Origin of the sequence: Pseudocitrobacter corydidari, from assembly GCF_021172065.1 — a bacterium.
GTDB lineage: Bacteria > Pseudomonadota > Gammaproteobacteria > Enterobacterales > Enterobacteriaceae > Pseudocitrobacter > Pseudocitrobacter corydidari.
Window position 1 is genome coordinate 173,802 of sequence record NZ_CP087880.1, and the last position, 23,506, is coordinate 197,307.

Below are 23,506 nucleotides of genomic sequence, written 5' to 3' on the forward strand. Positions count from 1 at the left end.
GAGACTCAATGAAGCAGGACAAAAGACGCGGTCTGACCCGGATCGCATTGGCGCTGGCACTGGCGGGTTACTGCGTGACGCCCCTTGCGCTGGCGGAAGACAGCGCGTGGATCGAGAGCGGCGAGACCAATATTTTCCAGGGGACTATTCCGTGGCTCTACCCCGTCGATGAAGATGAGGTAACTGGCGCGGGTCGGGTGACGTTAACATCTGACTATCAAGGTACTCGTCCGTCAGGCAGTACATCCGACAAGCGTATGTACTCTGGCGACAAATTAACGCTCAGTTGGGCGATTGGCGATACTGAAGGCGACGTCGATCTTGGTACGGCGGGTAAAGATGCAAAAACCATCGATACCATCCGCTGGATGAGCTACAAGGACGCCCAGGGGGGCGATCCAAAAGAGCTGGCAACGAAGGTGACCACTTACACCCTTACCGATGCCGACCGTGGACGCTATATCGGTATTGAAATTACCCCAACCACCCAGACGGGTACGCCATACGTTGGGACTGCGCTGCATCTTTATGATGTTTCAAATGCTAACGGCGGGGGAAGCGATGAAGATAACGTTGATCCAGGACCGGTAGTTAACCAGAACCTGAAAGTCGCCATCTTTGTTAAAGATACCTCGACCAACCTTATTAACGGCAATACGCCAATCCAGTTGGGCAAAACGTACGTCGCCAAACTGTACTCGGATGAGAACAAAAACGGTCAGTATGACGCAGGTACTGACGTTGATGTTACCGCCAATTACGACTTCCGTTGGGTTCTCTCTGACACCAGCGATCAGCTCGGTACGGGGGGCGGCATTGTTAACTCAAGCTTCGATAATCAAAACCTGGTCATCCCTGCGACCAACGACGAAGCCAGAACCAACCTTAACGGCCCTGCTCGTGATGGCAAAGATGCCCTTGCGATCCCGACCAACGGCGATGGGGTTCAGGGTTACAAACTGCAGATTATCTACAAACACAAATAACACTTGCTCAACAGCATTCCCGCAAGGGAATGCTGTTTCCGCATATTTTGCTTAATTCAGGATTAAGCAAAATATGTTGATGCGGTAACCGATCGTTAAATAACTGGTGGAGTTCTTTTCATGTCCCAGCCCCTGAAACCCGGTACTTTTTATGTTCTGCTTGTATTGCTGCTTACCGCAATGCTGCCGGGATGGTCATGGGCGGGCTCGTCATGGCAAGACTCATCCGATACGGCGGGTGAATTTAACGGTACCGTCCCCAATGCCGACAGCGCCAGTATGCCGGTTTATCAGGGCAGTATTTGGCTTGATCCCGCGAAGACCCATGATATTGCGTTTTCCGCTAAACCCAATGAATTTAGCGTTAATCTGGATGTGTCGAAGCTGATTGTGACGAACCCGCAGGACCTGGAAGGCGATGTGTTTACCAATCCCCGTTGGGAAAACCAAACGCCGCCAGCGGTCTCTTTAGTCTGGGCGGATGCGGCGACACCGGAAACCCTTCTTAATCCACAGCCAGTGGCTGGGCGTTCCTTTTGTGCGCAAGGGCTTGCCGGGCGTTCGCTGGTTGTCTGGCCGCAGCCAGACCCACAGCAGACCATGCCGCAGCTTTATCTACGCACCTCGACAGGTTATCCCTATGAAAGTCTTCTGACGCTTGTCGATAAAAAAGTGACGTTAAATATTGCACCGGCCCAGGGCGACTTAATTTCTGTCAGTGCGGCCGGTTATGACGATACCGTGGGCGGGGCGAAAACTACCGTTGGCGGCAATATCACGTTGACCGTTACCACCAAAGACTGCAGCGGCAACGTTGCAGGAAATATTCCTTTTATTATCAAACGCAAAGATGCTGAAAACCGACAGGGTGAGGTCAATAATGCTTCGCCGGTTGTTCTGGACAGAACTGAACTGACCACTATCGCGACCGAATATCACGGCACCACCGATGCGAACGGCGTTGCGACGATCACGGTCACGCAACCCAACGGCCCTGGTGTAAAAACGCCGCTGGTAGCCAGCCTTTCAGGTATTGGTCAAACCAGTGAAACGGCAGTGATCTTTACCGTCCTTACCAGCCCGGATGTCCCTCAGGCCACGATGTGGGGCCATATGCCCGATACGCTAAAGGCCCATGATTATACGTTCAGTCGGCCAAAACTGGCGGCAGAAGTCGATAACGAAAATGGTACCGTTAACGATAACAATGAAACCTGGTCTACCTTCACCTGGAGTGGTGCGGATAAACATTGCGACATTTTGCCCGGTATGCGCCAGTTTGGCGCGTTGGCAACGGTGGTGCCCACGACAGTTCAGGAGCTCGTTGGTTGGCCGATACAGGGTAACTACTACTGGTCATCACTGGCGGGAATGACCGGACAGCACCATGCGGCGGATGTTTCCAACCGTAGCGAAGCGCAAAAACCGGACGATACGACGTTTATTGTCAGTTGCGTCGATAAAGAAGCTCCTGACGTTGAACCGAAACTGGTGCTAACACCGGGAAGCTATGATTCGACGTTAAAGGCGATGAAAGTAAAGGTGGGGGAAGAAGCGTCCCTGCGTGTAACCATCACCGATGACAAAAACAATAATCAACCGCTGGCGTATTACTACTTTTCGTTACATCTGGATGACGGCATCAACCGTAAAAATCAATCGGATGCGGCATGGGAAGCGCATCCGGTGCAGATAGCGGGTGGCAGTAACGTCCATCAGGTTGACGCGCATACCTATGAAGGCATTACCGATGTGAATGGCCAGGCATCACTGACACTAACGCAACCGGGCGGCGCGGGTGTGAAAACGCACATTACCGCAAAGATGCGTAGCGATTTCACTGCGTCGGATGAGAAAGACGTTATTTTTACGGTGATTACCAGCCCCGATAGTGACAAGGCCCGGATGTGGGGGCATATGCAGGGTATTATTGATTCTAATAATATCTTTAAACGTCCACGGCTGGCAGATGAAACCGACCATGAACTCGGTTCGGTGCGGGAGAACAACGAAGACTGGGCACTGTTCGACCAGAATAGCAGTATGCAGGCTGAATGTGGTGTAGGTCATATTCCGAGTCAGGATCAATTGCATGGTCTGTTCACAGCGCATCCCGGCAATGCGATTGGTACCGAACATGGCTGGCCAACGGTGCAACAAGATTATCTTAGTGCGGTACAACAAGAGCCACATTCATCTGTTAACCTGGGCACAGGTAACATCGACACCTATTCAGGCTTTAAGCAGAACTATCTCTCCTGTTCCGGTAATGAGATGGTTGCCCAGATTACCGCTACGACCGATCATGACGTTTCCGTGGGCAGCAAAGCGAAGGCGAAAGTCGGAGAAACCGTCACCATGACGGTGCATACCTTCAATGCGTTGAATAATGCGGCCGTGCCGTTTACCGCCTTCAGCATCACAAAGGAGATGGGTAGAAACCGTCAGGGGCAGACTACCGGGTTTACCGATCCGACGAGTGGCGCGATAAAAATGAACGGCACGCTCTATGGAACATCCCAGGCCTCGGTGGTTTATTCCGGGACTACGGATGCACAGGGCTACGCAACGGTGGAGATTGAACAACCCCAGGGGGTGGGCTTAGGGACGCCGCTGAATATTGCGCCTGTTAACTCCTATATTCCCAATACAGTGAATTACAACGTGATATTCACCACCCCCACCAGCCCGGATGTGGTGGCGGCGCAGATGTGGGGGCATATGGATGAGACTATTACAGTCGATTCTTTAACCTTCACCCGGCCCAAACTGGCAGCGGAAGTTTCCAGCCCGGATGCGACATTGACAGAAAACAATGAAGTCTGGGCGCGTGTGAGTCAGGCAAATACGTCAAGTATAAGTAACGGTGGCTGCGGAGCGAATATGCTGCCACGTCGTTCCCAGCTTAGTGCGCTCTATGAGGCTAATAAGGGTAACGCTGTACAGACAGTACACGGCTGGCCAACCCTGCGTGAGCCGTACTGGAGTAGTTCCCCTGCGGATAAAGTTCCTCATTTTTATACCATTGCACTCAATGATGGCGCACAGGCTATTGGCGGTAGTAACGCGGTTTATGTCAGTTGCCTGGCGACGGCAAATAGTCCTGCTAACGCTATTACCTTAGAGGTGGTGGATCAGGCGCAATGGAACGCGACGGCGAAAGCGGCGAAGCTGAAAAAAGGCGAAACGCTCCAGGTTAAGGTAACGGTGAAGGATGCCCAGGGCAATGCACTGTCGGATATGCCATTCACCCTGAAACGTGGCGATGGTTACACCCGCTCAAATGAAAAACATATTGCTGGCAGCGGTGATGCGCTGGTTGCGCCAGTCATCGTCAACGGTGGCCTGGCGGATGAAACGTCACTGAATGATACCGCGACTGCATACACAGCCATGACCGGCAGCGACGGCACTAAAATACTCACCATCACTCGCCCGGATACGCATGGCACCAAAACGGCGCTGATCGCGGCGCTGTATTCTGATGCAACGAAAAACGCCAGCCTCGACACCATTTTTACCGTTGCGACCAGCCCGGACAGCGATAAGGCGAAAATGTGGGGGCACATGGCGGAAACGGTGACGGCTACTGACGGCACGGTATTTAAACGCCCGCGCTTACTGAATGAGTGGTCAACTCAGTCCTCTCTTACTGAAGATAATGAGGTCTGGTCGTTGTATAACATCAGCGAGGCAAACTCCTCCAGCAATGGCTGTGGGGCTAATTATGTTCCTGCGCAGGTTGGGCTGGAGTCGCTGTTTGACAATAACCGCAGCAACGCGATGAAAACCGTACAAGGTTGGCCTGTAAATACTCATTATCTTTCAAGCACCTCGAGTACGGACAGTTTATCGCAGCATAATTACAAAGCCGTCGATCTGGGCAATGGAACCAGTACCTCAATATCCGCTTCCGAGAGGAAGTTGTTAACCTGCCAGACGACCGAGGTGTTACAGGCAAGCCAGATTCTGCTGGACGCAGCGGATCCAACCACCTTCGACAGCACAAATAATGTTGTCAAAGTTAAAAAAGGCGAAGCGGCAGTGGTGCGTGTAACCACGAAGGATTCGCAGGGGAATCCTGTAGGAAATACCGCATTTACCCTCAAACGAAACATCAGCGTGAACAGGGCCAACGTATCGAATAGCACGTCGATTGCCTCCCTGGCGGTAACGGATGCCTGGGGAAATACCCAAAATGATTTTCTTTCAACAACCCTGGTTATTTATGGCGTGACGGGTGCCGATGGCACCACCACCTTCACTCTGAAACAAGACCAGACTACCGGGTTAAAAACGGAACTCACGGCAGCGCTGGACTCCTCCAGCAGCATTACATCGTCGCTTCCCGTCGTCTTTACGGTGCTTACCAGCCCGGATTCGCCAAAAGCCAAATTCTGGGGGCATATGGCTGAAACGGCGACAGGCGATGACGGTCTCATTTATAAAAGGCCATTGCTGAGAGACGAGATTAGCGCCTCTAATGGTATCAGCACCCTGGCAGAAGAGGGTGAAAACTGGTCTATGTTCCCGGCTGACAAGGCTAACGATACTTCGATAAGTGGTTGTGGCGCAGAGTATGTTCCAACTGACAATGAACTTAAGGCCATTTATGCGCACCAGGGGGGGAGCGCATTGCATGATGCGATTGGCTGGCCAGTTTCAAAGCCCTATATCTCGAATACTGTCGCAGATATGTTCACTCAAACCTTTAAGTTTGATGTCGTTTCGTTGAAAACGGGAGATGAGACACAGGTTTCATCAAGTAATGCAGGGCCTCTTAGCTGCCGGACCACGCCAGTCGCTGTTGCCAGTCAGATCATTGTTGAAGCGAACGATGCAGCGCAATTTGTCAAAGTTGACGATACCTTGAGTGCATTGAAAGTGAAAAAAGGTGAAGACGCGGTGATTCGCGTGGTGACCAAAGATGCGCAGGGGAATACCGTGCCCAATGCTCCCTTTATTCTCAAGCGAGAGGGTTCAACGAATCGTCAAAATGCCACGATGATAAATAAGCCGCTTACAGTGATTAACGCGGCAGGGACTTCTACGAAGATGGATAGTTCGTCAACACTGCTTTATGGGGTAACGGGCGCGGATGGGACTACCACGTTTACGGTAAAACAAGATGATTCCGTGGGCCTGCTAACCAATATGTACGCTCAGTTGTATCAGTCGACGATAGAATCCAACAAATTACCGGTGATGTTTACCGTTATAACCAGCCCGGATACGCCTCTGGCAAACTACTGGGGGCATATGCCTGAAACCTTCACGACAAGGTCGGGGGTTGTCTTCAAGCGGCCAATGCTTAGTGCCGAGCATCCAGCGGGGCAGTCAACCGTGGAAAATAATGAATCCTGGCTTTCCTTGAATACAGCAGCAAAAAATGATGTCAGCAAATCAGGCTGTGACGAACCTTATCAACCGTTATTAAGCGAACTTCAGGAGTTGTACAGTGAACATCCTAATGGTGCGATAGGAACCGATTTAGGCCTTCCGCTGACGAAAACCTGGTGGGCTTACGATAAAGTTGCCTACGCGAATACCTGGTACGATCAGTCTATTAGTTTATCGAATGGATCAAGCGCCAGGGCGTCGTCAACCACCGTGGCGTTTGTGCCCTGTCTGGTAAACCCTCATGCAGTGGCTGCTTCTATTGAGATAACCTCCATGGCACTGGATGCGGAGAAAACGGCCAGTAATGATGGTCGCCCCAGCGCAACCGCGCCGAAAGGTACGGCGATCCGGATGACGGTGATTGTGCGGGATAGCGCAGGAAATCCATTGCCCGGCGCCAACTTTAACCTCGTACGCGGGACGGCATTGGATCGTGCAAAATACAGTGTCGATGCTTCAGCTGATGATCTCACCCTCGTGCCTGTCACGCCTGCTGGCGTAAATATGACTCTCACGAGTAATACATCAAAAGCACTGTTGACGACAGGCAGTGATGGTAAAGTGACCTTTGATGTGACGCAAAACGGGACTTATGGGCTGGCAACCCCGCTCACTGCAACATTGCTACGCGACACTTCAATAAGCGCCACGATGGATGTCATTTTCACGGTGATAACCAGTCCCGACTCACCGAAAGCAAAATACTGGGGTCATATGCCCGACACGTTTACCAGCAGTGCGGGGGTGACCTTTAAACGACCTTTACTGGCAGCGGAAGCAACCTCCGGGTCCTCGGTAGGCAGTAATAATGAGTCGTGGTCATACATTGGTGTTAACGACAGAGCTACGTCGGATTGCCCACTGGAGTATCAGCCGCGTCTCAATGAGCTACAGGGGCTCTATAACGATCATCCTGGCGGGGCAATACAGACGGATCTGGGGTTGCCTGTAGCTGCCGGAAGTGGAAACTGGTGGGCTTATGAAATGAGTATGCCTAACCCCAGCGGGTCGGTGTGGTTTTACGGCATCATTAATTTGAAAACGGGACAATCGTCGACCACGTCGAGTGGATTCGCTTTAATGCTCTGCCTGACGCAACCGCATTCGGTACCGGCAAGCCTTACACTGTCATCAACCGCCTACGATGAAGGCAGAACCGCCAGCAATGGTGGCACACCTACGTCATCTGTGAAAAAAGGTGAGACGCTTCCCTTAGTGGTGACGATCAAAGATGCCAATGGTAACCCCGTTGGCGGCGAAGGCGTTACGCTCAAGCGCGCGCAGGCGAAAAGCCGTTCAGGTATCTCTGTCTCCTCCACTACCGTCGATGATCTTATTTTAAATGAAGTCACACCGGAATCAGCCAGCATTTCCTTCGCCGCGAATTCGGCAACATGGAGCGGCATCACCGGCAGTGACGGCACTGTAACGTTCAATATTACACAAAAAAATACCATCGGCCTGGTAACGCCGTTTACAGCCTCACTGGGGCGAAATCCGCAGGTCACCGCCAACCAGGACCTGATGTTCACGGTGGTAACCAGCCCGGATTCGCCGAAGGCAAACTACTGGGGGCATATGCCAGCAACCTTGACGGCAGTGAATGGTGCGGTATTTGAACGCCCGAAATTGTGGAGTGAACTGCCATCGACCTCCGGCGTCGGCAAGATCAATAACAATAATGAGGACTGGCCTTACTATTCACCGACAAAAAAATCTGATGAGAGTGTGACCCCTTGCGAAGTGGCAAGACAGCCTCTGCTTAGTGATTTAAGTTCACTGTCTGCGCGTTATCCGGATAACTCCTTCGCCGCTGAAACGGGCTGGTCTGTGTATTACACCTGGTGGGCAGAGGATAAATCCGCCGCGGGTAAAGATCAGTCGGTGGATTTGAGGAATGGCACGCTGTATACGAATGCAACAGGAGCATTTCTGCCATGCCTGGTTAATGCGCGTTCAACCGTTTCCAGCGTCACGCTCACCTCAACGGCGTTTGACGCTACCACTCAGGCGGCGAAAGTGAAAAAAGGCGAAGCCATGCCCGTTACCGTAACGGTGAAAGACAGCGCCGGGAAAACGGTGCCGAATGTGGCGTTTACGCTGAAACGCGGTGATGCTGCGCCAAGAAACCCAGGTATGGCCTTGTACGGCGATGTGGATGCGATGGATGACATGACCGTTCAGCCGACATCGGGAGCGGCGGTGACGTGGCCTGACAGTGGCAATGCTTTGCAGGGAACCACCGGTTCTGACGGTACGGCGACGTTTATGGTTAAACAGAATAATACGCCGGGTTATAAAACGCCGTTGACGGTCACGTTGGACAATAACACCAGCATCACTGCGACAATGGACGCTATTTTCACCGTAGTGACCAGCCCGAATGTCTCAAGCGCCTATTACTGGGGGCACATGGCAGATACGACCACGGTGAATGGTAAAACACTGCATCGCCCGTTGTTGGCATCGGAGCTACCTGCGAATGCTTCTTCCCCAGCCACGCCTGACGTAAACAATGAAGCCTGGGCTATGGGGCACATGGTGGATTCAAGGAATTGGGATATCGAGGCGCAGTGTGGCAGCTTGACCAACGCGCCAAACGATGACGACTTAATGGGGCTGTATACTAACTTTAATTCGCTGGGTTGGCCTGCATCCCCGAGTTTTCCTTACTTATCTTCTCAGAGATGCGGCGTGTTTGAGAATAGTGGACAACAGGACTGCGCTATTACTCCGGGCAGCACAAAAGGCTTTGTGACTTGTACCCAATAAGATCAATGTGGGGGGCCGCCTACGGCGGCCATACACAAGGGACTTTGTAGGCCTGATAAGCGAAGCGCCATCAGGCATTGCGGCCCCAAACGCCGAATGGCGGCTGCGCCTTGTCCGGCCTACAGAGTTGTCGGTTTTTTTAGCGATTTACGCGTTTTCATTATTGTGCTGACTTCACTGACCACCACACCATCGCCTAATCGCGTGGTCAACGTATCGCCCGCTTTCACCTGTTTCACCTGCTTTAACACCGCGCCATCGGCGGCGCTGGTGACGCTATAACCGCGTGCCAGCGTTGACAGAGGGCTTACGGCTTCCAGATGCGTTACCGTATTACCAAACCGTTCACGCGTGGCGCTAAGCTGTGCGCGCAGGGTTTCAGCCAGGCGATATTCCAGTTGCTGAATGCGCGTTTGCGCGCGATGAATCTTCGGCTGTGGATTTTGCTGATTCAGCCGCTGTGTTAACCGCTGCTGCTGTTGCCCGGTACGCTTAAGTTGATTTTCCAGCGCAAAGCTCATCCGCTTTTGCAGGCGCTCAAGCATGGTTTGCTGGCGTGCCAGCCGGAGCTGCGGATGCTGTTGCTGTAATCGGTGATGGATCTGCGTAAAGCGACGCGTGCGGTTGGCGAGATAATAATCCATCGCCATCTCCAGCCGTTGACGGGTCGATTGCACCTGGCGCAGTAACTCTTGCTGATTACGGCTCACTACTTCAGCGGCGGCAGACGGCGTTGGCGCACGCAGATCGGCAACAAAATCGGCAATGGTCACATCCGTCTCATGCCCGACGGCGCTGACGACCGGAATGCGGCTGGCAAAAATAGCCCGCGCTACGCGTTCGTCGTTAAAACTCCATAAATCTTCCAGCGAACCGCCGCCGCGCCCAACGATCAACACGTCGCACTCATTGCGCTGATTCGCCAGTTCAATGGCGCGAACAATTTGCCCCGGCGCGTCATCGCCCTGAACGGCGGTGGGGTAGATGATCACCGGTAGAGAAGGATCGCGACGTTTTAACACATGCAAAATATCATGTAGCGCAGCACCGGTTTTTGAGGTGATCACACCAACGCAATGCGCAGGGGAGGGAAGTGGTTTTTTGTATTGCTGATCGAACAAACCTTCAGCCTGCAACTTCGCTTTGAGCTGTTCGTACTTCTGTTGCAGCAGCCCTTCACCGGCCGGCTGCATACTCTCAACGATTATCTGGTAGTCGCCGCGCGGCTCGTAGAGCGTAATATTGGCGCGAACTAAAACTTGTTGCCCATGCTGTGGGCGGAAGGTGACCCGGCGGTTGCTATTGCGGAACATCGCGCAGCGCACCTGGGCGGTATCGTCTTTGAGGGTAAAGTACCAGTGCCCGGAAGAGGGCTGGCTAAAGTTAGAGATTTCGCCGCTGATCCACACTTGCCCCATCTTCTGCTCAAGCAGCAAACGGACGGTCTGATTCAGGCGACTAACCGTAAAAATTGCGGGGGATTGAGATGGTAACATGTGAGCGAGATCAAATTTTAAATCAGCAGGTTATTCAATCGATAGTAACGTGCTGACCGGGGAGCGCAAGCATTATTTGCAAAAAAAGGTGGATGCAACCGATTACGCTCTGTATAATGCCACGGCAATATTTATTAACCACTCTGGTCGAGATATTGCCCATGCTACGTATCGCTAAAGAAGCTCTGACGTTTGACGACGTCCTCCTTGTTCCCGCTCATTCCACCGTTCTGCCGAATACTGCTGACCTCAGCACCCAACTGACGAAAACTATTCGCCTGAATATTCCTATGCTCTCTGCGGCAATGGACACCGTGACTGAAGCTCGCCTGGCTATCGCGCTGGCGCAGGAAGGCGGCATCGGCTTTATCCACAAAAACATGTCTATCGAGCGCCAGGCTGAAGAAGTTAAGCGCGTGAAGAAACATGAATCCGGTATTGTCACCGACCCGCAGACCGTTCTGCCGACCACTACGCTTCGCGAAGTGAAAGAACTGACAGAGCGTAACGGTTTCGCAGGCTACCCGGTTGTCACCGAAGACTACGAGCTGGTGGGTATCATCACCGGTCGTGACGTACGTTTCGTTACCGACCTCAACCAGCCGGTCAGCGTATACATGACGCCGAAAGAGCGTCTGGTTACCGTGCGTGAAGGCGAAACCCGCGAAGTGGTTCTGGCCAAAATGCACGAAAAACGCGTTGAAAAAGCGCTGGTCGTTGACGACAGCTTCCATCTGCGCGGCATGATCACCGTTAAAGATTTCCAGAAAGCAGAACGTAAACCGAACGCCTGTAAAGACGAGCATGGCCGTCTGCGCGTAGGCGCGGCAGTGGGCGCAGGTGCGGGCAACGAAGAGCGTGTTGATGCGCTGGTTGCCGCGGGCGTTGACGTCCTGCTGATTGATTCCTCTCATGGTCACTCTGAAGGCGTTCTGCAACGTATTCGTGAAACCCGTGCCAAATATCCTGATCTGCAAATCATCGGCGGTAACGTCGCAACTGGCGCAGGTGCTCGTGCACTGGCTGAAGCGGGTTGCAGCGCGGTGAAAGTAGGTATTGGCCCTGGGTCCATCTGTACTACCCGTATCGTTACCGGCGTAGGTGTTCCGCAGATCACTGCTGTTTCCGACGCGGTTGAAGCGCTGGAAGGTATGGGCATTCCGGTTATTGCCGACGGCGGTATCCGTTTCTCCGGTGATATCGCGAAAGCCATCGCCGCCGGCGCAAGCGCGGTAATGGTGGGTTCCATGCTGGCAGGCACTGAAGAATCCCCGGGTGAAATCGAGCTCTACCAGGGCCGCTCTTATAAATCTTACCGTGGCATGGGGTCCCTGGGCGCGATGTCCAAAGGTTCCTCTGACCGTTACTTCCAGAGCGATAACGCCGCCGACAAACTGGTGCCGGAAGGTATCGAAGGCCGCGTAGCGTACAAAGGTCGCCTGAAAGAGATCATTCACCAGCAGATGGGCGGCCTGCGCTCCTGTATGGGCCTGACCGGTTGTGGTACGATTGACCTGCTGCGTACTAAAGCTGAATTCGTACGCATCAGCGGTGCGGGCATTCAGGAAAGCCACGTTCACGACGTGACCATCACCAAAGAATCCCCGAACTACCGTCTGGGTTCCTGATTTTCTTCGCCCGACTCCGCGTCGGGCGATTTATTTACCCTGTTTCACTTGCCTCGGAACAATCGTCAAATGACAGACAATATTCATAAGCATCGCATTCTTATTCTCGATTTCGGATCTCAGTACACTCAGCTGGTTGCACGTCGCGTGCGTGAACTGGGCGTCTACTGTGAACTGTGGGCGTGGGATGTTACTGAAGCACAAATCCGTGAGTTTAATCCAAGCGGCATCATTCTTTCCGGTGGCCCGGAAAGCACCACGGAAGAAAACAGCCCGCGCGCGCCGCAGTATGTCTTCGAAGCAGGCGTACCGGTATTTGGCGTGTGCTACGGCATGCAGACCATGGCTATGCAGCTTGGCGGCCACGTGGAAGGCTCCTCTGAGCGTGAATTCGGCTATGCGCAGGTTGAAGTGTTGACCGACAGCGCCCTGGTTCGCGGTATCGAAGATTCCCTGACGCCGGAAGGCAAACCGCTGCTGGACGTCTGGATGAGTCACGGCGACAAAGTCACCGCGATCCCGGCTGACTTCGTGACCGTTGCCAGCACCGAAACCTGCCCGTTCGCGATTATGGCGAACGAAGAAAAACGCTTCTACGGCGTGCAGTTCCACCCGGAAGTGACCCATACTCGTCAGGGTATGCGCATGCTGGAGCGTTTTGTTCTGGATATCTGCCAGTGCGAAGCCCTGTGGACCCCGGCAAAAATCATCGACGACGCCGTGGCACGCATTCGCGAGCAGGTTGGCGATGACAAAGTGATCCTCGGCCTCTCCGGCGGCGTGGACTCGTCTGTAACCGCGATGCTGCTGCACCGCGCTATCGGCAAAAACCTGACCTGTGTGTTCGTGGATAACGGTCTGCTGCGTCTTAATGAAGCCCAGCAGGTAATGGACATGTTTGGCGACCACTTCGGCCTGAACATTGTTCACGTAGAAGGCGAAAAACGCTTCCTCGACGCGCTGGCGGGCGAAAATGACCCGGAAGCGAAACGTAAAATCATCGGCCGCGTGTTCGTTGAAGTGTTCGACGAAGAAGCGCTGAAACTGGAAGATGTGAAATGGCTGGCGCAGGGCACTATCTATCCGGACGTCATCGAATCTGCGGCTTCCGCTACCGGTAAAGCACACGTCATCAAATCTCACCACAATGTGGGCGGCCTGCCGAAAGAGATGAAGATGGGCCTGGTTGAACCGCTGCGTGAGCTGTTCAAAGATGAAGTGCGTAAAATTGGTCTGGAACTTGGCCTGCCGTACGACATGCTCTACCGTCACCCGTTCCCGGGCCCAGGCCTCGGCGTTCGCGTGCTGGGCGAAGTGAAGAAAGAGTACTGCGACCTGCTGCGTCGTGCCGATGCCATCTTCATTGAAGAGCTGCACAAAGCTGACCTGTACAACAAAGTGAGCCAGGCGTTCACCGTGTTCCTGCCGGTACGTTCCGTTGGCGTGATGGGCGATGGCCGTAAGTACGACTGGGTTGTTTCTCTGCGCGCCGTCGAAACCATCGACTTTATGACCGCACACTGGGCGCACCTTCCGTACGACTTCCTGGGCCGCGTATCCAACCGCATCATCAACGAAGTGAACGGTATTTCCCGCGTGGTGTATGACATCAGCGGTAAACCGCCAGCAACGATCGAGTGGGAATGATTATTCCTGCACTGATACGGTAAAGTAATATGAAACCCGCTTAACGGCGGGTTTTTTTATGCTGCTATTCGCCGGAAAGGCGAAGGCACAATTAAGCGATGACGGAAACAATCTTGCACAGATAATTTGATGTCAAAATGACAATAAGGATGTTGTATGCGCTTAATATTAATTTTGAGAATAATGGCTGTTTTTACATTATTCGGTTTTATTTTTCCGCAACAAAGCTATGCCGCTAGCTGCCTGCCTCGATACACGTCAGATTCAGAGGAGTGTCAGTATGTACAACAAACTGAGCGCAAAGCGGAAGAAGGGCATTACCTTTCGCAATTTATTCTTGGCGATATGTATGCGAATGGTGAATATGTTATTCCTGATTATAAACTGGCGATAAAGTGGCTTGAAAAAGCAGGCAAGGAAGGTAACGGGTTTGAGTATTTCATCCTGGGCTATCATTACCAATATGGCAAAAATTTCCCACAAGACAGGCAACAAGCCCTCAAATGGTATCGCAAGGCGGCGGAGAAGGGGGACAGTTCTACGCAAGTCATATTGGGAAACGCGTACTACTACGGTGATGGATTTGCGCAGGATTATCAACAGGCACTTAACTGGTATCGTAAAGCCGCCGATAAAATAGGCAATCCCGCTTCACCAGCACAGTTTCTTGTTGGCGTAATGTATGCGCACGGCCTTGCCTTACCTAAGGATGATAAGCAAGCGGTGGCTTATATGCGCAAAGCGGCAGACAGAATGTATCGGCCTGCGCAATTCTACCTCAGCGAGGCTTATTTCACTGGGAAAGGCGTCGAGCCGGATTATCGGCTGGCCGTCTACTGGCTTAATGAAGCGGTGCAGGGTGGCTATGCACCATGCCAGCTTCCTCTTGGCGAAATATATGACAAAGCCCACAGGCCTGAGCAAGTTCATTCACAGGCGTGGTATCGCCAGACAGCAGAACGAGAAATTGCGAAGGTCCAATATAACTTTGGCGTATGGTATTACAACGGCTATCACCTGAATAAAGATCGCCCACTGGCACTGGAATGGTACCTGAAAGCTGCCGAGCGTGGGCTGGTTGACGCTGAAAAGGCGGTAGCGGGGATGTATTTGCGTGGCGAAGGTACGAAAAAGAACATCCTGCTGGCGCTGATGTGGTATAGCCGCGTGGGCGGGCATTATGTGGGGGAGTGGTTGTTGGGAACACGCGAAACCACGAATAGATAATAGTCTGGACAAACGCTCGAGAGTCAGCGCTGCACAGGCTTCTCAATCGTCAGGTTCGTTGATTGTGATTCTTTTTTATCCTGATGATGGTGCCATGCACCGATAGAGGAGTAGACGAAACGCCCAAGGAAGAACATCAAACTGATGAGGAGTATGATTCGAATCATTCGACCATTGAATTGGTGTCGTTTTCGCATACTGGTAGCCTGGCTCACAAAGGGGTCCTTTAACAATACCCACAAACGGGGCGATGTCTACATTAAGGCATAGGGAATCAACGGGGTCAATCAAAGACAATGTAAAAAAACGTCAAACGAATCATTAATTAATGTTATATAAGATATTAATACTATTTACAAAATCCATTAATTAATCTGCCCCACCGCAAAAAATTGAAACTTAATGTTTTTATGCACCTTATTTGTTGATTTGTATCAAGCGCTCGTGTCCGTTGACCTCTAGAATTCCCAGTCCGAACCGCATGGTAACTTACTTTGCGGGCCACTAAGCCAGGTTGGATGCCTGTCTGAATATACCCAGCAGGATTTGGGATATCCTTAGAGCATCTATGTATTTCTGTAAAACATATAAAAAATATCGTGATTGCTGGTGGGCATTACCGCTTGCTTTGCCCTTGATTTTACTACCAATCATAAATCTTGTTAATACATATGCATGGATTGATGGGGGCAAGGTATCGCTTTATTATCTGCCGCTGCCATTTATGCTGTGTCTGATGCTTTTTTTTGGCTGGAAAGCGATACCGGGTATTGCTGCGAGCATATGGCTCTACCTGAGCAAGGATCTCTGTTTTCTTGAGAGAGTCGGTATTGTCCTGCATTTTATTATTCCGCTGGTTCTTGCCTGGGGCGGCTATCGTATTTTTATCCCGCGTCGCCAAATGGTTTCTCATGGTGATACGCGGCTGATTGCGCATCGCCTGTTCTGGCAGATGTTTTTCCCGGCGACCGTGTTTCAGTTGTTGTTTCAGTTTGCCATCTACGTGGGGCTCTATCCCAGCCGCAGTGATTTTCAGTGGGTATCGCCGCTGACGTTGCGCAGCCTAATTAACTATCAATCGCTGTTGGTGAGTTGTTTAACCGGCGTACCGTTCTGCTATATGCTGATTCGCCTGGCACGTAACCCTTGCTACATTCGCGGGCTGATTTCGCAGATGCGGCTCGATTTCGATCCCAAAGTAAAGTGGATGGAAGTTGTCGCCTGGCTGATTGTCCTTTCATTGCTGCTTGGCCTGCTGCTGATGCCTTTGACCAATCAGAGCACCATTTTCAGCACCAACTACACGTTGTCGCTGCTCCTGCCCGTGACGCTGTGGGGCGCGATGCGTTTTGGCTATCGCTTTATCTCGCCGTTGTGGACTCTGCTGCTGATTGTCGCGATCCATTTCCATTATCACTATTTGCCTATTCACCCCGGTTATAGTTCTCAACTGGCGATCACCTCATCCAGCTATCTGGTGTTCTCCTTTATCATTGCTTACATCGCGGTGCTGTCGACGCGTGAGAGAACTATCCATGCCAGAGTGCGCAGGATGGCATTTCTCGACCCGGTGGTGCATTTACCCAATCTCCGCGCCCTGAATCGGGCAATTGATACTGCGCCCTGGTCGGTGGTCTGTTTCCTGCGAATGCCCGACCTGGAAGTACTGGGCCGCCACTACGGCGTGATGCTCCGTATCAACTACAAACAGAAACTGGCAGAGTGGCTGAGCGAGGTGCTGCGGCCAGGAGAAGATGTGTACCAGCTTTCAGGGCACGATCTGGCAATGCGGTTGAATACTGAAGACTATCAGCAACATATTGCGCGCCTGGATGCCAGAGTGAAGCAGTTTCGCTATATCTGGAACGGAATGCCGCTTCAGCCACAGGTCGGGATGAGCTACTGCTACATTCATTCGCCGGTTTCACACCTTTCCCTGCTGCTGGGAGAACTGAGTACCATCGCCGATTTGTCACTGATTTCTCACCAGCCGGAAAACCTTCAGCGGCGCGGCGCTCTGCATTTGCAGCAGGAATTAAAAGATAAAGTGGCGATGATGCTACGCGTGCAGCAGGCGCTGGAGAACGATCGCTTTTGTCTGATGGCGCAACCGATCGTTAGCATTCGTGGCGATGATTATCATGAAGTGCTGCTGCGGATGATTGGCGATGAAGGGGAACTGATTTCACCCAATGATTTTCTGCCCGTCGCCCACGAATTCGGAATGGCATCACGAATCGATCTTTGGGTTCTGGAACATACATTGCGCTTTATGGATAGCCATCGTGAGCAGCATCCGGGAATGCGGCTGTCGGTAAATCTGTCACCTTCCACCGCCTGTGGGCTGGAGTTTTCTCAACAGGTGGCTGATTTACTGGCGAAATATAATATTGAGGCGTGGCAGTTGATTTTTGAAGTTACTGAAAGCCACTCCCTGAGCAACCCAGAGCAAGCGCGTCAGACGCTGGCCGTGCTTCAGGATATGGGATGCCGCGTGGCGATTGATGATTTTGGCACCGGGTATGCAAGCTATGCGCGGCTGAAGCACGTCAGCGCCGATATTCTCAAAATAGACGGCAGCTTTATCCGCAATATTGCGACCAGCAGCCTCGACTACCAAATCGTCGCCTCCATTTGCCATCTGGCGCGGATGAAAAACATGCGAGTGGTGGCAGAGTTTGTCGAAAATGAAGAGATTCGTGAAGCTGCGATATCGCTGGGAATTGATTACCTTCAGGGATATGGCATCGGCAAGCCAGTTCTTCTGGAGAAACTGGCTGCCGAGCCTCTATCGCCGCGATTAGGCAGCGATTTCCGGTGAGCTCTCCTCGGTGATTTTTAACCACCAACCGGAAACGCCTTCCCAATATTCCTGCTCTTTTTCCAGATCGAGCAGGACCAGCGCATTCTGACTAAACCAGCCGTGGGGGAAACAGAGCGTCCAGTGATGAGCCTCAGTTGTTAGCGTCAGCGTTGGCGGCTTAGTGGTGGCCTGACGTTGATTATTCAGCAGCACGCCAAGGCGCAGTAACTGAATCATCGGCAGGAACTGTTTTTTCTTAAACAGCGTAAAACGTGGAAGATCATCCAGCTTGATGGCCTTACGATGGTAGCGCACCAGCGTCGCCATCAGCGATTGCTGTTCCTGATTGAATCCCGGCAGGTCGCTGTTTTGCAGAATATAAGCGGAGTGGCGATGCATACCGCTGTGATTAATATTCAGCCCGACTTCATGCAGCAAAGATGCCCATTGCAGCAGAGCCGCCAGTTGCGGGTGCCCCAGTTTAGGATTCTGCGCCAGCCACTGCTCATACATATGCGTGGTGGTTTCCAGCACGCGCTGCGCTTGCTCGCGGTCGATATTGTACTGATTCGCCAGACTTTGCGCCGTACGGCTACGAACATCCTGATGACGGAAACGGCCTTCCATTTCATACAGTACGCCTTCGCGTAGCGCGCCATCGGACAAACGCAGCTCTTTGATCGCCAGCGAGTCAAAGACTCCGCAAAGAATCGCAAGCCCTGGAACAAACACGTTTTTGCGCTCTTCAGAAAGACCCGGCAAGCTTAGCGCCGAAAAATTCTTACATTTCAGCACGCCTTCCACCAGCATCTCGAGGCGCTCCGGGGTGATGAAACCATCTTTTTCACCCATTTCGATCAGTACTTCATGGGCGGCTTTAATCGTGCCTGATGCGCCCAGCGCAACATTCCAGCCCTGAATGCGATATTGCCAGGAGAGCGTCTCCAGCTTTTGTACCGCCGCCAGACGGGCGCGCTGGAAGCTTTCGCGGGTAATCACTCCGCCCGGGAAAAACTGCTGTGCGAAGCTGACGCATCCCATGCGACGGCTCTCAACCAGCTTGGGTTCGAAATCTTCGCCGATCACCAGTTCCGTCGAACCACCGCCGATATCCAGTACCAGTTTGCGGCCTTTTTCCGGCTGGGTGTGCTCCACGCCCATAAAAATCAGACGCGCTTCTTCATTGCCCGAAATGATTTCGATTGGATAAGGGATTACTTTTTCGGCACGGGTTAAAAATTCCGTGGCGTTCGCAGCCTGCCGCAGTGAATGTGTACCGACGATACAGACGCTGGAAGCGGAGAACCCTTGCAGACGTTCGGCAAACAGCGCCAGACAGCTTAATCCGCGCTCCATCGCTTCTTCGCTAAGCATGTTATTTTCATCCAGACCATCAGCCAGATGCACACGCTGCTTCAGGCGGCCAATGATCTGCATCGCGCCGTCAACCACACGGGCGATAACCATATGAAAACTGTTCGAACCAAGGTCTACCGCCGCAAATTCCTGCGGGCGGGGGGCTTTGCTTTTTATGGGCATAGGTTATTCAGGTTGTTCAAGTGATTTTATATAGTCGTAAATCGCCTGCTGGGCCCGCACTTTACGGCGGTTACCACGCGGAACATAGCGATTACTCAGCTCTTTATCGATGTAACGTGCTTTGACCGTGTCGCTGAACAGAATCTCGATAATATCGAGAATGCGCTGTTTCAGACGCGGATCGAGCAGTGGCGTCGCCACTTCAATTCGGTAGTCAATGTTACGCGTCATCCAGTCGGCGGAAGAGAGGTAAACCTGCTTGTCGCCGCCGTTTTCAAAAATATAGACCCGGTCATGTTCGAGGAAGCGGTCAACAATACTGATCACGCGGATGTTATCGCTCAGCCCTTCCAGTTCCGGGATTAACGAACACATACCACGAATCAGCAGGTTAACCTGCACGCCAGAACCTGACGCAGCATACAGCCTGTCGACCAGGCCTTTATCAACCAGGTTGTTCAGCTTGAGCGTAATGCCCGCTTTCTGGCCGTTTTGCGCGTTGGCGATTTCCCGGTCAATCATCTCATAGAGCAGACGGCGGGAGTTTTGCGGTGACACCATCAGGTAATCGAAGGTGACCGGGCGATACGGGTTCTCAATAAAGTTGAAGACCCGACGCACTTCATTGGTGATCCGCGCGTCGGCGGTCAGCAACGAGTAGTCGGTATAAATACGCGCGGTTTTCTCGTTAAAGTTCCCGGTACCGATATGGGCGTAACGCACCACATCTTCGCCTTCTTTACGCGAAATGAGGAACAGTTTGGCGTGAATTTTGAGCCCTGGCGCCGAGAAGATAACGTGAACGCCCGCTTCCGTCAGGCGCTTGGCCCAATGGATGTTGGCCTCTTCATCGAAACGCGCCTGTAACTCCACCACTACCGTCACTTTCTTGCCGTTGTGCGCCGCGTGGATCATGGCGTCGATGATGCGAGAATCTTTGGCCACGCGGTAAATGTTGATTTTGATGGCCAGCACGCTCGGGTCGAATGACGCCTGGCGCAGCAGTTCCAGCACGTGCTCAAACGTGTGATACGGGTAATAAAGCAGCACATCGCGTTCGCGAATGGCATCAAAACCGTTGCGGAATTTGTCGAACCAGATATGGCGCAAGCGCGGCATCGGTTTATTGACCAGATTGGCTTTGCCGACGTTCGGGAAGCCAATAAAGTCTTTAAAGTTGTGATAGCGGCCACCCGGCACGATGGAGTCGTAGCGGGAGATAGTGAGTTTTTTACGCAGCATCTCCACCATCGCATCCGGCATATCGCGCTGATAGACAAAACGTACCGGCTCGGCGGTCAAACGCTGCTTCAGACTGGAGGACATCAGCTCCATCAGGCTCGATTCCATTTCGTGTACCAGATCGTATTCGGCATCACGGGTCATTTTCATCGAGTAGGCGTTCAGAGCATCGTAATCAAAGAAGCCTTTGAAGATATCATCCAAACAGTAGCGCAGGATGTTATCCAGCAGAATCATCGGCTTGCGACGGCGAGGCGTTTCCGGCGGCAGATTCACAAAGCGCGGGACCTTATCAGACGGTATTTCCAGCAGCGCATAGTTAGTTTCATCGCCGCGAATAATCTCCACCGCCAGATAGGTGTAATCATCCTTCAGGAACTGCACCAGGTCCGTTTCCCGGTTCAGCAGAATCGGGGTGATGTGCTGGCGTAACTGATGTTTAAAGTAATGACGCAGCCAGCTTTGCTGATTCACTGAAAGCTGGCGCTCGTTAATCAGGAAGATCTGATTACGCGCCATTTCCAGCAGCAGTTCGTTGTAGAGACCGTCGAATTCCTGATCGGCTTTCAGTACGCGGGATTGGATCTTGCCCAACAGATGACGAGAGTGGGCAGTGATGCCCTGTTCTTCGCTGATGATGATGCGTCGCTTCAGTTCGGCGAAACGCACTTTGTAGAATTCATCCAGGTTATTGGAATAAATCCCCAGAAAACGCATGCGCTCAATCAGCGGATTGCTTTTATCCGCGGCTTCCTGGAGAACCCGCTCATTGAAGGATAACCAGCTTAGCTCTTTCTCGATATACAGTTTGTCCTGACCCATTACTACTTACACTCCGTTCCATCCACGCGTTATGGCCTGGCTATTATGGCGAGCATTCCAGTTGAATGTCCAACTGTGCCAGAAGAGTATGACACTTATTAAGCGGTGGCAGGGAAATTCATGACCAGAATGCTATTCGCCGGGCGGCATTGGTGGGAGGATTGATAGTATTGAAATCACCGCAGCGGAAACTGCGGTGAATAAGATTACTCATCTTCAGATGCATAACCACTGACTGGCAATTTCACGCCATCCAGCCAGGCGCTGTTTTCACGCATGGTCAGGCGGCCTTCGACAAACCAGCTCACCACCAGTGGGTAAATGGCATGTTCCTGAGCCTGCACGCGCGCGGTGATATCGGCTTCGTCGTCACCGTCAAACACGGGGACTTTAGCCTGTAAAATCACCGGGCCGCCGTCCAGCTCTTCGGTGACAAAGTGTACCGAGGTGCCGTGCACGGCATCGCCGTTTTCCAGCACCTGACGATGGGTATCGAGGCCCGGATATTTTGGCAGCAGGGAAGGGTGGATATTCAGCAAGCGTCCCTGATAATGGTTCACGAAATCCGCGCTCAGAATGCGCATATAGCCTGCCAGCACCACGATATCCGGCGCATAAGCGTCGATTTCGTGCATCAGCTCGCGGTCGAACGCTTCGCGGCTGGCGTACTGACTGGCGGTTAACGCATGCTGAGGGATCCCCGCATCAAGGGCGCGTTGAAGGCCGAACGCGTCGGCCTTATTGCTGAATACCGCACGAATGGTGCCCTTTATTCTCTTCTGCGCACAGGCGTCGATAATGGCCTGTAAGTTGCTTCCGTTGCCGGAAATGAGCACCACGATATTTTTCATTATTCGATGACCACACGCTGTTCGGAATCAGTGGCTTTGATATAGCCGATTTTCCACGCGTTTTCACCTTTTTCGTTCATCAGGGCGATGGCTTTATCTGCTTCGTCGGCTGCCAGTGCAATCACCATACCCACGCCACAGTTAAAGGTGCGGTACATTTCATGACGGCTGACGTTACCCGCGTCCTGCATCCAGTTAAAGATAGCCGGCCACTGCCAGGAAGACTCATCAATCACCGCCTGAGTGTTATCCGGTAGCACGCGCGGGATATTTTCCCAGAAACCGCCGCCAGTCAGGTGCGCGATGGCGTGAACGTCAACGTTTTCAATCAGTTCCAGGATGTTTTTCACGTAGATACGGGTCGGTGCCAGCAGGTGGTCGGCGAGAGACTTGCCTTCCAGCTGTGTGGTTTCCGGGTCGCAACCGCTGACTTCCACGATTTTACGCACCAGTGAATAACCGTTTGAGTGCGGGCCGCTGGAGCCCAGCGCGATCAGCACGTCGCCGTCGGTGACTTTTGAGCCATCGATGATTTCTGATTTTTCTACCACCCCGACGCAGAAGCCTGCCACATCGTAATCTTCACCGTGGTACATGCCCGGCATTTCCGCCGTTTCGCCGCCCACCAGGGAGCAGCCAGACTGTAAACAGCCTTCCGCGATGCCGTTGATCACGCTGGCCGCAGTGTCGACATCCAGTTTGCCGGTGGCGTAGTAGTCGAGGAAGAACAGGGGTTCAGCGCCCTGAACAACAAGGTCGTTCACACACATGGCGACGAGGTCGATACCAATGGTGTCGTGACGTTTTAAATCCATTGCCAGACGCAGCTTGGTGCCAACGCCGTCCGTGCCAGAGACCAGCACCGGTTCACGATATTTTTGCGGCAGCGCGCACAATGCGCCGAATCCACCCAATCCACCCATCACTTCCGGGCGACGGGTTTTCTTCACCGTACCCTTGATTCGGTCAACCAGAGCGTTTCCTGCGTCAATATCAACACCGGCATCTTTATAGCTGAGAGAGGTTTTGTCGGTCACTGCTAAGTCTCCACGCGTTTGCGTTAGCAAGAAAAATCGGCGCAATTCTAACAGTC

At 52.6% G+C, this 23,506-nt stretch carries 12 protein-coding genes; 6 read left to right on the forward strand and 6 right to left on the reverse strand.

Features of this window, described 5'->3' with window-relative positions; translation table 11 throughout:
- Positions 1–8: 8 nt before the first annotated feature.
- A complete protein-coding gene (locus G163CM_RS00780) occupies positions 9–986 on the forward strand; it encodes a SinI family autotransporter-associated protein (protein WP_231826522.1) in 978 nt (325 codons plus the stop codon).
- A gap of 120 nt (positions 987–1,106) precedes the next feature.
- The gene (locus tag G163CM_RS00785) at positions 1,107–9,158 is read left to right on the forward strand and encodes an adhesion domain-containing protein (protein ID WP_231826523.1); all 8,052 of its coding nucleotides are present in this window, start codon (positions 1,107–1,109) and stop codon (positions 9,156–9,158) included.
- A gap of 119 nt (positions 9,159–9,277) precedes the next feature.
- On the opposite strand, the gene xseA is transcribed toward G163CM_RS00785, so the two are convergent.
- Entirely contained in the window at positions 9,278–10,654 is a 1,377-nt protein-coding gene (xseA, locus tag G163CM_RS00790) for an exodeoxyribonuclease VII large subunit (RefSeq protein WP_231826524.1), read from the reverse strand.
- 161 nt (positions 10,655–10,815) lie between these two features.
- Here xseA and guaB point away from each other — a divergent pair, with 161 nt between their 5' ends.
- The 3 genes from guaB (at position 10,816) to G163CM_RS00805 (ending at position 15,156) form a co-directional block, all read left to right on the forward strand.
- Positions 10,816–12,282, forward strand: coding sequence for an IMP dehydrogenase (guaB, locus tag G163CM_RS00795; protein ID WP_015963444.1), 1,467 nt, complete (start codon positions 10,816–10,818; stop codon positions 12,280–12,282).
- A 69-nt stretch (positions 12,283–12,351) separates the two neighbouring features.
- Complete coding sequence (gene guaA, locus G163CM_RS00800; protein ID WP_231826525.1) at positions 12,352–13,929, forward strand: glutamine-hydrolyzing GMP synthase; 1,578 nt, start codon at positions 12,352–12,354, stop codon at positions 13,927–13,929.
- Positions 13,930–14,085: 156 nt separating this feature from the next.
- Entirely contained in the window at positions 14,086–15,156 is a 1,071-nt protein-coding gene (locus G163CM_RS00805) for an SEL1-like repeat protein (RefSeq protein WP_231826526.1), read from the forward strand.
- Positions 15,157–15,179: 23 nt separating this feature from the next.
- Here the strand turns inward: G163CM_RS00805 and G163CM_RS00810 are convergent, their stop codons facing one another.
- Positions 15,180–15,371 (reverse strand): YfgG family protein, encoded by a 192-nt coding sequence (locus G163CM_RS00810; RefSeq protein ID WP_231826527.1) that lies wholly within the window; start codon positions 15,369–15,371, stop codon positions 15,180–15,182.
- A 353-nt stretch (positions 15,372–15,724) separates the two neighbouring features.
- On the opposite strand from G163CM_RS00810, the gene G163CM_RS00815 reads away from it, so the two are divergent.
- Positions 15,725–17,977, forward strand: a complete 2,253-nt coding sequence (locus G163CM_RS00815; RefSeq protein WP_231826528.1) for a sensor domain-containing phosphodiesterase — start codon at positions 15,725–15,727, stop codon at positions 17,975–17,977.
- Here G163CM_RS00815 and ppx read toward each other — a convergent pair.
- The 4 genes from ppx to purM form a co-directional block, all read right to left on the reverse strand.
- Complete coding sequence (gene ppx / locus G163CM_RS00820) at positions 17,957–19,498, reverse strand: exopolyphosphatase (protein ID WP_231826529.1); 1,542 nt, start codon at positions 19,496–19,498, stop codon at positions 17,957–17,959. The two genes, G163CM_RS00815 and ppx, sit on opposite strands and share 21 nt — an antisense overlap.
- 3 nt (positions 19,499–19,501) lie before the next feature.
- Positions 19,502–21,562: a polyphosphate kinase 1 gene (ppk1, locus tag G163CM_RS00825; protein WP_015963451.1), complete on the reverse strand. Its 2,061-nt coding sequence runs from the start codon at positions 21,560–21,562 to the stop codon at positions 19,502–19,504.
- A gap of 206 nt (positions 21,563–21,768) precedes the next feature.
- Entirely contained in the window at positions 21,769–22,413 is a 645-nt protein-coding gene (purN, locus tag G163CM_RS00830) for a phosphoribosylglycinamide formyltransferase (RefSeq protein ID WP_231826530.1), read from the reverse strand.
- Entirely contained in the window at positions 22,413–23,450 is a 1,038-nt protein-coding gene (gene purM / locus G163CM_RS00835) for a phosphoribosylformylglycinamidine cyclo-ligase (protein WP_015963454.1), read from the reverse strand. Before purM ends, purN begins: the two co-directional genes overlap by 1 nt.
- Positions 23,451–23,506 lie beyond the last annotated feature (56 nt).